This window comes from Leuconostoc pseudomesenteroides KCTC 3652, assembly GCF_014634745.1.
Taxonomy (GTDB): domain Bacteria; phylum Bacillota; class Bacilli; order Lactobacillales; family Lactobacillaceae; genus Leuconostoc; species Leuconostoc pseudomesenteroides.
On the sequence record NZ_BMBP01000001.1, the window covers coordinates 470,645 to 485,606 of the forward strand.

Consider the following 14,962-nt stretch of genomic DNA (forward strand, 5'->3'; position numbering starts at 1 on the left):
TCATATCATACGATTTGGAAGTGTTTTTGTTTTATTGCAATTTTTTTTGCGCCCAGTTGCTGAACCAAGTCAGTAATGTAATGATGATCAGGTACATGATAGCCACAATTGCCCATACACGGAAACCTTGTGAATTACGTGCAACAATTAGGGAACCGGTTTGGGTCAATTCTAACAAGCCAATCGCTGACAAAATTGAAGTATCCTTCAATGTAATAATGAATTGATTAATGAAACTTGGCACCATAATTTTTAAGCCTTGTGGCATAATTACTCGCCGCATCGCTGTTCGATAAGGTAGTCCCAACGATCGTGCTGCCTCCATTTGACCAGCTTCCACCGCTTCAAAGCCACCACGGACAAAAGCACCCGTATAAGCGCCTTCGTTGAGAACTAATGTCAACACACCGGCAGTGAAAGCAGGAATTTTGGCGCCAATCACACCAGGCAAACCGATATAAATAAAGAATGCCAACACCATGAGTGGTAAGCCACGGAAAATATATATAATCATCGTCGACACACCACGCACAAATTTATTTTGACTAACACCCATTACACCTAATACAACACCCCAAATTGAAGCTAAAATAATGCCAAGGAATGTGAGCGTAATCGTTTGCCATAAACCTTTCAAAAAGGCACTTTTATTTGCCTTTAATATGCCCCAAATAGAAAAATTATCCTTTTTTGCCCCTGTAAAGGTAGATTGGTTGGCACCTAAATATTTTGCAACGATTTTGTCATACGTGCCATCTTTCTTAATAGCTGCAAATCCACGGTTGAATGCCGATAACAGCGCTTGGTTCTCACCCTTTTTAACAAAAAATCCATACCAACCAGCGTTTCCTGGATGGTCGGCGTTCATAACTTTCAGCTTAACCCCGTTTTTGATAGCATACTGAATGACCGGCATGTCCTCAAATGTTGCAGCAGAATTGCCTACCGCAACATCATTGTACATTGTGTCTGTATCATTAAAGTATTTAACATTAAACCCATACTTAGTTTGCAACGATTTACCATATTCCGAAGCCGCCGTACCGGTTTTTAACGCAACCGTTTTGCCTTTTAAGTCCTTTAACGACTTAATTTTGCTACCTTTTTTAACAATCCAAGCCACACCCGTTTTGTAGTACGGCGTTGAATGATCATAAACAGCCTTTCGCTCTTCCGTAATCGCCATGCCAGCAATGATGCCGTCAGCCTGCTCATTTGCAACAAGTTGTGCTGCCGAAGTAAAGCTCATTAGTTTTAACGTATAAGTGAAATGTTCTCGTTTAGCAATTTCTTTCAAAATATCTTGATCGATACCCACATACTGATTATTTTTATCCTGAAAATCAAACGGTGGATAAGTTGCATCAGTTGAAATTGTATAATCAGGCTCATCCGCATAAACCAAATGATTTCCAGCTGTAAAGCCAAACATAATAATTATTGACAGTATTGTCAACAAACCGACAAGTATACCTTTTTTAAACATTTTTTCTCCCCAAAAAAGGTGGCGCTATGGCCACCTGTCATTCATACATCACGCTTAAGCATGCGTGACTTTACTCAAAAATTCTTGTAGACGTTCATTCTTTGGTGCATCAAATACTTGATCCGGCGTTCCTGATTCTTGAATTTTACCTGATTCAAAGAAAACAACACGATCAGCTACTTGCTTAGCAAATCCCATTTCATGGGTCACAATAATCATTGTCATTCCTGACTCTGCCAAATTCTTCATAACATCAAGTACATCGCCAACCATTTCAGGATCAAGCGCAGAAGTTGGTTCATCAAACAGCATAATATCAGGTGTCATTGCTAATGCGCGTGCAATCGCGATACGTTGCTTTTGACCACCGGATAAAGAGCTAACTGGCATGTCCGCTTTATCCGATAAACCAACAGTTTCAAGTAACTCACGTGCCTTTTTTTCGGCTGCAACTTTGTCTAATTTTTTGAGTTCAACAGGTGCTAACATGATATTTTCTAGCACAGTGTAATTATTAAACAAGTTGAAGTTTTGAAATACCATGCCAATGTTTTCGCGAACCTTGTTGATATCCGTATTTTTGTCTGAAATATCATAGCCATCAACAATGATTGTCCCATTATCAGGCGTTTCTAACTGATTCAACATGCGCAAAAACGTTGATTTTCCTGATCCTGATGGTCCAATCATAACAACAACTTCGTTTTCAGCAATATCTAATGAAATATCGCGTAAAACATGATTTTCTCCATAGGATTTATTAACTTTATCAACATGCACTTTTACTTGTGCTTCGCTCATGAACGCGTCCTCTTTTCTACCCAATTACTAAACCATGTCAGTAATGTAATTACAACCAAGTATATCACAGCAATAATCGCCCATACACGAAATCCCTGTGAATTACGAGAGACAATTAAAGTCCCTGTTTGTGTTAATTCCAAAATACCGATTGCCGACAAAATCGATGTATCTTTCAATGTGATGATAAATTGATTAATAAAACTCGGTACCATAATTTTGAGACCTTGTGGCATAATCACTTTATACATTGACTTACCATAAGTAAATCCGAGACTTCGTGCTGCCTCCATTTGTCCCTTGTCAACAGCTTCAAAACCACCTCGCACAAAAGCACCTGTATAAGCACCCTCATTTAAAATCAGTGTAATGACACCAGCCGTAAACGCAGGGATTTTAGTGCCGATTACGCCCGGCAGTCCAATATAAATAAAGAATGCCAACACCATTAACGGCATACCACGGAAGATGTAAATAATTGTAGTAGAGACACCCCTAATGACACTGTTTTGACTAACGCCCATGATACCAAGTAAAACACCCCAAAGCGAAGCAAAAATAATACCAAACAAGGTTAACAGGATTGTTTGCCACAATCCTTTCATAAAGGCGTTTTCATTAGACTTTAAAATACCAAACACTGAGCTATTATCTGATTTACTGCCAGTGAACTCTGAAGCTGGGGCACCTAAATATTTGTTGACAATTTTTTGATAAGTGCCATCTTTCTTAATTGCAGCGAATCCTTTGTTAAAGGCAGCCAACAATTGTGCATTATCACCCTTTTTGACCGCAAAACCGTACCATCCAGCCTCGTAAGGGTTCGTTGGGTTCATAACTTTTAGCTTCGTACCATTTTTAATGGTATACTGCAAAACCGGCAAATCTCCAAAAGTAGCTTGTGAGTTGCCATTAATCACATCATTATAAAGCGTATCAGAATCACTAAAATAAGTGACCTTAAAGCCATATTTTTTCTGGATTGATAGCGCATAATCAGCACCAGCTGTTCCGGTTTTAATCGCAACAGTTTTACCTTTCAAATCTTTTAACGACTTGATAGTTGAGCCTTTTTTAACTGCCCAAGCAATCCCAGACTTATAGTAAGGGGTTCCAAAATCAAAAACCTGTTTACGCTCGTCGGTAATTGACATACCCGCAATCACTGCATCTGCTTGTCCAGATGTTACTGATTGCGTAGCAGCATTAAAACTCATTGGCTTAAGCGTGTAAGTAAATCCCTCACGTTTGGCAATTGTTTTCAAAATTTCTTGATCAATACCTGTATATTGATTATTTTTATCTTGAAAATCAAACGGCGGGTATGTCGCATCGGTTGTGATAATGTAGTTCGGCTGTGCGGCATCAACCTTTGTAATACCCATCATCATTGTGACAGTTGCTAAAAAAGCAACACAAAACATCCATATCTTTTTCATAATACTCCAGTATAGCAAAAAAGCTGACGAGCGTACAATATCATGTCAGTTTTCTTAACATATTTCATTTATTATTAATAACTGTCACCATTACTAATTGAATTTTTAACAATGACATAGTCAACACGTTTAAGATCTGCTAATTCACGACCACCAGCATACGAAATTGATGATTGCAAATCTTCTTTCATTTCGCGTAGCGTGGTATCAACACTACCACGATAAGGGACTAGCAATTTTTTACCTTCAACATGCTTGTATTCACCCTTCTGAAATTGTGAAGCAGAACCGAAATACATCTTAAATTTATCACCATTCATTTCGACTACTTCACCAGGTGTTTCGTCATGACCAGCAAATAGTGAACCAATCATGCACATTGTCGCACCAAATCGAATGGATTTAGCTATGTCACCATTATGACGAATACCACCATCGGTGATAATTGGCTTTTTTGCTGCCTTAGCGCATAAACGCAGCGCCGCTAACTGCCAACCGCCAGTCCCAAAGCCAGTTTTCAACTTGGTAATACAAGCTTTTCCAGGTCCTACGCCAACTTTAGTGGCATCAGCACCGGCATTTTCCAGATCTCGAACAGCTTCAGGTGTTGCCAAATTACCAGCAATCACAAAACTATCTGGCAAAGTTTTTTTGATATACTTCACCATGTCGATAACCGGTGCAGCGTGCCCGTGCGCAACATCAACTGTGATAAACTCAGGGACTAAACCGGCTGATTTAAGATCATCAATAAATTGGTACTCTTCCGGTTTTATGCCAACTGAAATAGAGGCAATTAACTGATCAGATTGCATATTTTTAACAAAATCTAATCGCTTAGCTGGTTCAAAACGATGCATCACATAAAAATAGCCATTGACTGCTAGATGTCTTGCTAACGGTTCATCAATAACCGTTTGCATATTAGCAGGCACAACTGGTAATTTAAAGGTATATCGTCCCAATTTAACCGATGTGTCTGCCTGGGAACGTGATTCAAGTATGCCCAAATTGGGAATTAGCTGCACATCTTCATAATCAAAAACTGTATTAAAATCCATTATAGTTATCCTTTTCCTAAACTCCAATGACTATTATACAGGCTTTCAAGCCGGAATCGTGACTAATCTATGAACAAAAGACGAAATAAAATGTAAAATAAATAAAATTGTTCGTCTTTAGATTGTTTCACCACAAATTCCTGCAAAAAAAAATCGCATTGTTGCGATCGATTTTTGAAGCCATATTTATGGGTGAATTGGCACTTTAATATCACCAGCAATAATTTTCTTTTGTGCTGACTGAACTGCTGACCAAACACTGCTAGAAGCAGAATCTTTGGATAGGCTGACACCCTTTTCTTTCAACCCATAGGTAATTGTTTTTCCCCCAGGGAACTTGTCATTTTTGGCTTTCGTTGCAACGTCTTCAACCGCACTATCAACACGCTTTACTGCTGACACTAATGTGAAGTTAGATGACTTACCATCTTTATCCTTGTAGTTACCATCGGTCTTTTGATCACGATCAACACCGATGACCCAGATTTTTTTGTCCGAACTTGCACTCTCTTTTTGGTTTTCTGCCTTAGCTTCTGCAAAAACACCATTTCCAGCGCCACCAGCTGCTTGGAAAATAACATCAGCACCATTAGCAGTCATTGACGCCGCAATTGTCTTGCCTTTAGCAGCATCAGTAAATGAATCAGTATACTGTGTTAATACTTTGATATTAGCGTTTGTTGCCTTAACACCAGCTTTAAAGCCGGCCTCAAATGTGTCGATAACATCACCATGAATACCACCGACAAAACCAACTGTGCCACTCTTTGATTGCTTGGCTGCGGCAACGCCGGCCAAGTATGATGATTGTTCAGTTTTGAATGTCAATGAAGCAACATTTTTCTTAGCAATCACTGCGTCAATGATTGCAAAATTTGTTTTAGGATTAGCCTTGGCAACACTTGTTACAGCCGGTGCAGCCGCGAACCCGACACCATAAACTAACTTATAGCCACCTTTAACGGCTGTTTGCAAATTAGTCTTGATATCTGAGGTATCCGTACTCTGAAAATAATTGTAGCCGCCTTTTCCTTGCTTCAAATCATTGGCTTTTCCATACGCTTGCAACCCTTCCCAAGCTGACTGGTTAAATGATCGATCATCTATACCACCACCATCTGTGACCAAAGCCACAGCATAGCCAGAGCTTTTCTTTGTTGAGTGTTGAGTTGCTGCGTAGATACCACCCGCAATAACGACGACTGCCGCCGCACCAATACCAATTTTTGCTGAACGTTGCATGTTTTTCTTCTCCCAAAAGTTAATACCTACATTATCCGACTTTACGCCGGATTTTAGGTTAAAATTTGGTTAAAAATGTATATAATTACCGAATAATGCCATCTTTTTTATAATAAAGTTCGTATTTTAGCCAGCTTTCAGAAAAATGGTTCGGATTTTGGTATAATATCGCTATGACTTACTTCATCACGCACACAATTGAACCCTGGATGCCACTAGGTGCTTTAAAAGCAAAATCAGATTATGCTCAGATTGCTCAGACACAAGGCTGGACAATTTTACCTATTGCCCGTTATAACGATGTTCGTTTTGACGATGAAACGCGACAGAACCATATTAAAAATTGGCTTAACACTGTCAAAGCAGATGATACTGTGATTCATCAATTTCCTAGCTACATGAGTTGTCACTTTGAACAACAATGGGTACAAGAAATCAATAAACGTTCCGCACGCAGTATTGTTTTAATCCACGATATTGAACCACTGCGTTTGGTCAAAACCGATGCTTGGGAATTGTCTGTTTTAAAGCAGTACAATACTATTATCGTTCATTCAGAGGCCATGGCTAACGCCCTTAGACGTATGAGCGTCAACTCAACCTTCATTATTCAACCTTTATTTGATTATCTTGGGGAAGTCCACAATTTAGCTTCATATAGCCACCTCATTAATTTTGCTGGTACTTTTCAAAAATCACCTTGGCTAAAAGATTACGACGGGCCAGAAATCAACTTATTTGGTTCTGTGCCTAAAAAATGGCGTGATTTTGTTTTCCCTAATCAGGTTAGTTACCATGGTAATTTTGACCCGGATGATATTTTAAACCAGCTCACATCCGGATTTGGTTTGATATGGGATAATGATTTTGAAGATAAGACATATCAAAGCTACACTAAATACAACGCACCACACAAAGCAAGTCTTTATCTCAGAGCAGGATTGCCATTGATTGCTTGGCAACAAAGTGCGCTTGCAGCTATTATCAAACAATATGATATTGGCTTGACCATCAATAAATTAACTGATCTGAAGAAAATTGATGACATATCTCTTGATCAATACCACACATGGCAAAAGAACATTTATCCCATCGCTTCTCAACTGGCTCAAGGTTTTTTTACCAAACAAACATTGATGATGATTCAAAATAAAAGCTTTAATCAAAAATTTGATTAAAGCTTTTATACTATCCAACAACAGCGTCGCTATCAGCTTGCTTTTCTTCATCCAAAAGCGCCTTATCAAACACTTTGAAGAATGGAATCCAAATTAATAGATCCAAAAGAATCAAAACGATTTGCAGCACCGCCCCAGAAATACTTGAGGTTGCCAAGAAACCAGAAATCACTGGTGGCATTGTCCATGGTACAGGTGTACCTGTTGTACGTGCGACTAATCCTGATGACATCGCAAAATATGAAATCAAGACATTCATCACTGGCACAATCAGGAACGGTACGATTAAGTAAACGTTCAATACAACTGGCAAACCAAACATTGTCGGCTCGTTAATGTTAAAGATACCCGGCACTAACGTCAGTGGTCGCATTGCTTTGTTTTGCTTTGATTTTGCAAAAATAGCGAGTGCGATAATCAAACCTAATGTCGCACCACCACCACCAATGTAGACAAAATTATCCATAAATGGTTGTGTAATAACTTCTGGTAGTGCTTTACCTGCTTTGGCTGCATCAACGTTTTCTTGCATCAATTGCAAGAAGATAGGTGACATAATAGCACCAACTAAGTTACCACCGTGAATACCGATAAACCAGAATAGTGAGACAAGTACTGCTACTACGATCGCACCAATTAATGAACCACCGAACGCTTTTAGCGGATCTCCCAAAATCATTTGTAAGATATTATGAATAGAGACCAAGCCAGTTGCTTGGAATAGCGCATAAAGCAACGCCCAGAGCAAAATAATCACAAATCCAGGAATTAATGCCGCAAATGAGTGTCCGACGGCTGGTGGTACTGAATCAGGCATTTTGATGGTAATGTTATGATTTAAGAACCAAGCATAAATGGCTGCTGACACCAGTCCAATAATAATCGCTGCAAACATACCGTTAGCGTTTGTTGCCGAATATGCAATTCCTTGATCGGCAATTGCGACTTTAGCACCCCACGCTTGGTTGCCGTTAGCACCATTTAAATATGGTGTCGAAACGAAATAACCACCTAGGGCTAATACACCTGCTGAAATACCATCAGCCTTTGGTGATAACAACTTGGCATAATTGGAAGCGATACCAACGACTGAAACGATACCGACTAAGTAAAACGTACCGTAAATGATTTTCACCAACCAATTTAAGACACCATTAGCAGTAATCCATGTCACCCACATATCATTAGGGGTTGGAAAATTACGAATAATCATCGCCAAAGATCCAACCAAAATGAGTGGCATTGCCAAAGCGATACCATCACGAATAGCATTCAGTGCCTTAATAGACGATAGTTTCGCGCCAATCGGCACCAAATTTTTCTGTAACCAATCTGTTATTCTCTGCATGAAAGTCTCCTCCACTTCATGTTGGATGCAATGAAAGAATCTGTGAAGCGTCATTTTTTACTTCATGAGTGGCATCCATTTAAGTTGTGCTTCGTCTTTATCTTATCATGTAAACGCTTTCATGTCACGGTTTAAATCACTTTTGTGATGAAATTCTTTGAAAAAATAACTAGACCAAAAAGAGGATAAGCACCATTCAATGTGGTGTTTATCCTCTTTTTGGTCTAGACCGATTTACATTTGTGAAGTCATTATTTTTGATACATTTGTCTGTACTTTGTTCAAATATTGGGCTTGATCGGCCTCAGATTGTTCATATTTAACGTCATCAATTGTTTGATCGGCTACATTTAGTGAGTCGCTCATCAACGCTGTTGCTTGAGCGTATAATTCATAATTCTTTGCTAATGACTTATGCACACCCAAAATACGAATTGGGGCTTGTGCTGCGTTCAAACGAGCAGCATTCTCGTGATAACTCGTCACTGCGTCTTCAAACTCGGCTTTAATTTCAGCGAATTCTGCTGCAGGAATGTCAGTTACCTTGTTCTCTTGTTTCGCATCATCCAATTTAGTAAAAAATGGTGCCACGCGATCAGCTGTTTCCTGAGTTGCTGTTAAAACTTGTTGCAAAGTTTGTACATAAACTTGTGCTTGTTTGGGATTAAATTTTGCCAATGTTCTCTTATCCTTTTTTGAAAATTGTTCGTTGAACCAATTTTACCAGTTCCACAATCACAATGATACTAATTCCCGCAACTAACACAATTGCCCATTGATAAGTGTCCAAATGCGAAACATGGAACAAGGGGTTCAAAGGTGGAATCACAACAACAGCTGCCATGACTACAAGTGATCCTAATAATGCCCAGTTGAACATCTTATTTCTAAAGGCCTGTGGTCCAAACATTGAACCATAAACTGATTTAACGTTAATCGCGTTAAACATTTGCATCAATCCGAGTGTCATAAATGCCATAGTCAAAGCATCTTGGTGAGCCAGATGGCTCTCCGCATGAACGGGTGCTGCCAAAGCAAAACCATACACACTCAACACAATAACCGCTTGCAAAATACCTTGCCAAATAATAGCAGGACCAACGCCACCAGACAAGAAACTAGCACCACGACCACGAGGACTGCGTTTCATCACACCCTTTTCTGCTGGTTCAATACCTAAGGCAATCGCTGGCAAAGTATCGGTTACCAAGTTAATCCACAGAATCATAATTGGTGCTAAAATATTCCAACCCAAAAGCGTCATCACAAAAATTGAAATCACTTCCGCTAAGTTAGAAGCTAACAAATACTGTAATGCTTTTTGAATGTTAGCAAAGACCTTACGACCTTCCTCAACAGCATGTACAATCGTTGCAAAGTTGTCATCGGCCAAAACCATATCAGAAGCACCTTTAGAAACTTCTGTTCCAGTAATACCCATTGCAATACCGATATCAGCAGCTTTCAAAGCCGGCGCATCATTAACACCATCACCAGTCATCGCGACAACTTTGCCTTTTTTCTGCCAAGCATTGACAATTTTAACTTTGTGTTCTGGCGCAACACGAGCATAGACATTATAACGAGTGACATTTTCTGCAAATTCAGCTTCACTCATCGCGTCAATATCAGAACCGGAAATGACGGCAGTATCAATGTCTTTCTCATCCAAAATACCTAAACGAATCGCAATCGCTGCAGCTGTATCACGATGGTCACCCGTGATCATCATTGGTCGAATACCAGCAGCTTTTGCTTCGGCAACAGCCTGTGCAACTTCTGGTCTCTCTGGGTCAATCATGCCTACAAAACCAGTAAATACCAAATCATTTTCAACAACTTGTGTCGTCATCTCAGTAGGCATTTCATCAACTAATTTGTAAGCAAATCCTAACACACGTAACGCTTGCGTTGCTAGCTCAGAATTAATTCCCAGCAGCTTAGCACGAATATCATCACTCAAATCAACAATTTGACCGGACATTTCAATTCGTGTGGCACGCTTTAATAATTCATCAGGCGCACCTTTGACCGTAATAATATAACCATTCGGAGCCGGATGAACCGTTGACATCAACTTACGTTCTGAATCAAAGGGTAATTCTGCAACACGTGGCATCTCGTTAAATAACTTGTCAATATCACGATCATGCTTTTCATTAAAGGCAATTAACGCCGTTTCAGTTGGATCACCAACTAAACCGTTTTCTGTACGCTTTGTATCGTTGTTTAATGCCAAAATATCAGCTAATCTGGCATACGTATCAGTCAATTCTCCGGTATTGTCAGCGTCCGAAATTTCAGCATCAACCACCAGCTTTTCGACTGTCATTTTGTTCTGAGTTAACGTTCCTGTTTTATCAGAACCAATAATATCAGTTGAGCCCAACGTTTCAACGGCTGGCAACTTACGAACGAGGGCATGACGTGAGGCCATGCGTGTGGTACCTAATGCTAATGTGATTGTCACAATAGCTGGCAAACCTTCTGGAATAGCGGCAACCGCCAAAGAAATGGATGTTAACAGCATGTCAATGATCGTCTCTCGACCGCGCAACAAACCAACAATAAACGTTACCACAGCAATGCCTAAAATCAAGTATGTCAAAACTTGACCTAGCTTGACCAAATTCGCTTGCAATGGTGTTTTGGTTTCATCAGCCGCCTCTAACATGCCGGCAATATGCCCAATTTCAGTTTGCATTCCCGTACCTGTTACAACACCAACACCACGACCGTAGGTCACGTTAGTATTCATGAATCCAAGGTTGGTACGATCACCCAACGGCAAATCACTATCTGCTAGTGTATCTGCAATTTTATCAACCGGTACTGATTCACCCGTCAATGAGGCTTCTTCAATTTGAAGAGAGGCAGATTCAATCAAACGTAAATCAGCTGGCACAATGTCACCAGCCTCCAGACGGACAACATCACCCACAACCAAATCTGTTGATTTCACAGACATTTCCTTGCCATCACGAATGACGTTTGCATTAGGTGTCGACATTTCTTTCAACGCATTGATGGCATCTTCGGCCTTGGCTTCTTGGAAAACACCAAAAACAGCGTTGATAATGACAATGGCCAAAATGAAGATGGCGTCAACCAGTTCACCAGTAAACGCCGCCACAATTGCAGCGGCCAACAAGATAGCAATCATCAAATCCTTAAATTGGTTGATGAATTTCTGAACTAAACTGGTTGATTTTGCTTCGTTCAACTGGTTAGGACCGTTTTTTTCAAAACGTGCCTTGGCCTCTTGACCTGTCAAACCGACTTTTGCATCAGTTTTTAATGCTACCAAAACATCCGTACTGTCTTGGTTATATAACGGCTTATCTGCCATCGAAATTCTCCTTATACGCTTGAGGTTAAGCTAAGACTAACAAAATGAAAAGACCCATGCAAACGCAAATAAACGTTTACATGAGTCTCACTGTTTAATGCTGAACCGGCGCATAGCGCGATATAAAACATTGCTGTTTTGCTTTGACGATTCAGCCACGAACATTTCGTCAGTTACTCCCTCAGAAATTAACTTATACATATAGTATAACAAATTTTTTGGAAAAATGTTGTTTAATTTATGCCCACTCGATGCTAAAAAGCACCACCGCCGCCACCACCAGCACCACCTGATGAACCGCCAGAGAAACTGCCACCGCCACCACTCACGTTACTACTTGATTGGAAGGCACCATCTTGATTGATACTAGTGACAAAACCATCACTCCAGTCGCTACCATACAAATAATACGGTACAAATAACAATGTATTATCAGTATTCCAATCCATGTCTTTAGCCCAGATTTTCATTTGATTAGCAACATTCTTAGCTTCCCCAAAGATGACTGCATAAGCTAAAATTTTATCCCACAATTGAACGTCTAGCACCTGCTTGTCTTGTAAGTGAGCAATATCATGTAACATCTTTTTAAATCCTTGCCACTGCCATTGTTCCTGCATACCGTCTGGTACAGTGAAGAAAATCGTTTTTTGAGTAGCTGTCAATAATAACGTTACAAGCGCTACGACGCTCTCAATCACAATAATGGCCCAGATACTCGACACTTGTGTTTGGTCAGCAATAATGCCTAACACAACTGCTGAAATCACTGATAATACAATTAAGCCACCCAACGCCATCGTTTTGGTATCAGTCGCTTTTTGCGTAGCAATTTTGTCAATAATACGTGTCTGTTGCTCTGCTTTGGCTAATGCTTGCTTGAAAGCGCCAATTCGTTTTCTAATACTTTTTGAAACTGGTGATTGTTTCTTTTTAAAATCACCGTGACGGACTAAATCACGATTTTGGCCAAAAATCATTCTCACAAAAGATAATTCAAATGGTTGCAAGCCATTTTCATCAGTCACTTGATAAGTAATCTCATCTGGTCGCTTCATGTCTTGATAAGTCATTGTTATTTTATGACGGGCCACTAAATCCAGCAACGTTGCCACGACAATTTTGGCATCATCAGTTTTTTCTGCTAATCGCTCAGAAATTAATGCCGGCCCAAGATCATTTGGTAAATCAAAGATATGGACCGGTTCACCAGTAGTACCGCTTTTTTGATTTGCCAAATTTTGTTGATAACGCACTTTTTTGCTTTGCCAAAATACGATAAACAGAACTATCACAAACAGAATTGGTGAAACCAAGAAAGCAATAATCATCATCCAAAAAACAAATCGGTTATGTTTAACCACAATCGCTGCTTCTTGCTGGCTAATCAGTTTCGCACGTTTGCCAGAGCGACGTAATTGATTAAGCGGTGTCTGATCGCTGTCAAAATACATGTGAATTTCTAATGATTCATCTGCTGGAACAGTATCACTCATCGCAATCACTTCACCTTGTGACTTATCCAGCTTAACATCCCCTTTTGCCCGGCTGTGTACCCAAGCTTTTAGCTGCTTAGGTGATTTTTTAGGCAATTTAACAATCAATTTTGCCTTATCTAAATCAACATCCCAGTCAGAAATTGGTCGCCAATTAATTTCAGCGACGTCATCCCAATTTGTGATCAACCCTTTTAAAACATACTGATAAGTGACCACTAACTTATCATTCTCTCGAACTGGATAATACACTTTTTCTTTAACTGCGTTTGACGTTTTTGTTTCAACATAACCGGTTTGCGCCGCACCTTGTCTTGGCTGAATGACTGTCGGCGCTTGACCGTTCACCGCAACTTTGATCGATTTTAAGCCACCCCAGGTCAGTGCTGACGCTTTTTTACCTGCTGCCAAACCCTCTCGCATAACCACGCCATGCATATCATCATCAAACGAATAACTCACCTGCTTAGTCACATTAGCGTCACCATTAGGCTGAATTGCAACCGTTTGCTGCCAATTAGTTATCTCATAATCATCATCTGCTGAAACCTGTTGTATGCCAATCATAGCAAACAACACCGTCAGTATTAAAAATCGCCACTTCATCTCATTCTCCCCTAATTCTTTGTTCCCATTATATCAAAAAAGGCATTCACCATTAGGAAAATTAGATAATTAAAGGTTTTATTGCCTAAAATAATGTCAAAGTGCTAAAGTGGAAAGATACGCAACGATTATTTAGGGAGACAATAATGCTTACAACAAAACACCCCATTCACGAACGATTGCCGATTGGCTTACTACTAGCAATGAATTCTGGATTTGTTGACGCTTACACATTTCAATATCATGAGTCACGTTTTGCTAGTTTACAAACAGGTAACCTCATTCAGGCTGGATTCAATTTAGCCCATGGACGTTTTGGCGCCAGCATGATTTTTATTTGGCCAATTCTTTTTTTCACTATTGGTGCCGCTTGCAATACAATTCTGAAAAAGCAATGGCCTGAAGGACGTTTGTCCCTCCAACAGCACAGTATTTTACTTGAATTTATTGGTATTACGGCCATCGTTGCCATGCACCAGTACTTGAGCAGTACATTTTTCATTGCTTTTTTGTCTTTCTTTCTAGCCATTCAACTTGATTCTTTTCCTAAATTGCAAGGTCTTCCGTTCACAAGCGTCATGTCAACAGGCAATTTGCGTAGTGTTGGTACTAACATCACTAATTTTTTCTACACTAGGGACAAACAATTTTTGAGCAATACTTTTCATTTTCTTTGGCTCGTTCTAGCGTTTCTGTTTGGCGCTTTCATTTCAGGGCTATTGGCTCAGGCACTAGGCACTTACGCCCTATTTGGTGCCAGTTTAATCGTATTGATTGTCTTTGGCTTACTATTCAAAAAATAAAAACTGTTGACATTAGTTTGAATGGGATGTAATATTATCTATAACGATTTTTAGAATGAAACGAATTGAACAGGAAAGTAACAGTTTATCAAAGCCAAGAAAGCTAACGGGTGATGTAAGTTAGCGTGCGTGCGATTGTGAAAATGACCTGTG

Annotated in this window: 11 protein-coding genes; 2 read left to right on the top strand and 9 right to left on the bottom strand. The window is 39.8% G+C overall.

Annotation, left to right across the window (positions count from 1 at the left end; translation table 11 throughout):
- Positions 1–31: 31 nt before the first annotated feature.
- From IEU65_RS02265 to IEU65_RS02285, 5 genes are all read right to left on the bottom strand, one after another.
- Complete coding sequence (locus IEU65_RS02265; RefSeq protein WP_010278619.1) at positions 32–1,486, bottom strand: ABC transporter substrate-binding protein/permease; 1,455 nt, start codon at positions 1,484–1,486, stop codon at positions 32–34.
- A gap of 54 nt (positions 1,487–1,540) precedes the next feature.
- A complete protein-coding gene (locus IEU65_RS02270; protein WP_004915796.1) occupies positions 1,541–2,287 on the bottom strand; it encodes an amino acid ABC transporter ATP-binding protein in 747 nt (248 codons plus the stop codon).
- On the bottom strand, positions 2,284–3,726 hold the full coding sequence (locus IEU65_RS02275; RefSeq protein ID WP_010278623.1) for an ABC transporter substrate-binding protein/permease: 1,443 nt from the start codon (positions 3,724–3,726) through the stop codon (positions 2,284–2,286). The genes IEU65_RS02270 and IEU65_RS02275 overlap by 4 nt, the downstream gene beginning before the upstream one ends.
- 74 nt (positions 3,727–3,800) lie before the next feature.
- A complete protein-coding gene (locus tag IEU65_RS02280; RefSeq protein WP_010278627.1) occupies positions 3,801–4,787 on the bottom strand; it encodes a GMP reductase in 987 nt (328 codons plus the stop codon).
- A gap of 186 nt (positions 4,788–4,973) precedes the next feature.
- Entirely contained in the window at positions 4,974–6,029 is a 1,056-nt protein-coding gene (locus tag IEU65_RS02285; RefSeq protein WP_010278630.1) for a BMP family lipoprotein, read from the bottom strand.
- 173 nt (positions 6,030–6,202) lie between these two features.
- Here IEU65_RS02285 and IEU65_RS02290 point away from each other — a divergent pair, with 173 nt between their 5' ends.
- A complete protein-coding gene (locus IEU65_RS02290; RefSeq protein WP_010278633.1) occupies positions 6,203–7,207 on the top strand; it encodes a sugar transferase in 1,005 nt (334 codons plus the stop codon).
- A 10-nt stretch (positions 7,208–7,217) separates the two neighbouring features.
- Here the strand turns inward: IEU65_RS02290 and IEU65_RS02295 are convergent, their stop codons facing one another.
- From IEU65_RS02295 to IEU65_RS02310, 4 genes are all read right to left on the bottom strand, one after another.
- A complete protein-coding gene (locus tag IEU65_RS02295; RefSeq protein WP_010278635.1) occupies positions 7,218–8,555 on the bottom strand; it encodes a PTS sugar transporter subunit IIC in 1,338 nt (445 codons plus the stop codon).
- A 234-nt stretch (positions 8,556–8,789) separates the two neighbouring features.
- Entirely contained in the window at positions 8,790–9,233 is a 444-nt protein-coding gene (locus IEU65_RS02300) for a hypothetical protein (protein ID WP_010278637.1), read from the bottom strand.
- A gap of 7 nt (positions 9,234–9,240) precedes the next feature.
- On the bottom strand, positions 9,241–11,904 hold the full coding sequence (locus IEU65_RS02305; RefSeq protein WP_010278639.1) for a cation-translocating P-type ATPase: 2,664 nt from the start codon (positions 11,902–11,904) through the stop codon (positions 9,241–9,243).
- A gap of 254 nt (positions 11,905–12,158) precedes the next feature.
- Positions 12,159–14,006 (bottom strand): DUF2207 domain-containing protein, encoded by a 1,848-nt coding sequence (locus IEU65_RS02310; protein ID WP_010278640.1) that lies wholly within the window; start codon positions 14,004–14,006, stop codon positions 12,159–12,161.
- A 146-nt stretch (positions 14,007–14,152) separates the two neighbouring features.
- On the opposite strand from IEU65_RS02310, the gene IEU65_RS02315 reads away from it, so the two are divergent.
- Entirely contained in the window at positions 14,153–14,809 is a 657-nt protein-coding gene (locus IEU65_RS02315) for a YoaK family protein (protein ID WP_010278642.1), read from the top strand.
- Positions 14,810–14,962 lie beyond the last annotated feature (153 nt).

Bases quoted from the DNA above. Each gene is read 5' to 3' on its own strand.
- IEU65_RS02265 (WP_010278619.1), bottom strand. From the start codon at position 1,486: ATGTTTAAAAAAGGTATACTTGTCGGTTTGTTGACAATACTGTCAATA.
- IEU65_RS02270 (WP_004915796.1), bottom strand. From the start codon at position 2,287: ATGAGCGAAGCACAAGTAAAAGTGCATGTTGATAAAGTTAATAAATCC.
- IEU65_RS02275 (WP_010278623.1), bottom strand. From the start codon at position 3,726: ATGAAAAAGATATGGATGTTTTGTGTTGCTTTTTTAGCAACTGTCACA.
- IEU65_RS02280 (WP_010278627.1), bottom strand. From the start codon at position 4,787: ATGGATTTTAATACAGTTTTTGATTATGAAGATGTGCAGCTAATTCCC.
- IEU65_RS02285 (WP_010278630.1), bottom strand. From the start codon at position 6,029: ATGCAACGTTCAGCAAAAATTGGTATTGGTGCGGCGGCAGTCGTCGTT.
- IEU65_RS02290 (WP_010278633.1), top strand. From the start codon at position 6,203: ATGACTTACTTCATCACGCACACAATTGAACCCTGGATGCCACTAGGT.
- IEU65_RS02295 (WP_010278635.1), bottom strand. From the start codon at position 8,555: ATGCAGAGAATAACAGATTGGTTACAGAAAAATTTGGTGCCGATTGGC.
- IEU65_RS02305 (WP_010278639.1), bottom strand. From the start codon at position 11,904: ATGGCAGATAAGCCGTTATATAACCAAGACAGTACGGATGTTTTGGTA.
- IEU65_RS02310 (WP_010278640.1), bottom strand. From the start codon at position 14,006: ATGAAGTGGCGATTTTTAATACTGACGGTGTTGTTTGCTATGATTGGC.
- IEU65_RS02315 (WP_010278642.1), top strand. From the start codon at position 14,153: ATGCTTACAACAAAACACCCCATTCACGAACGATTGCCGATTGGCTTA.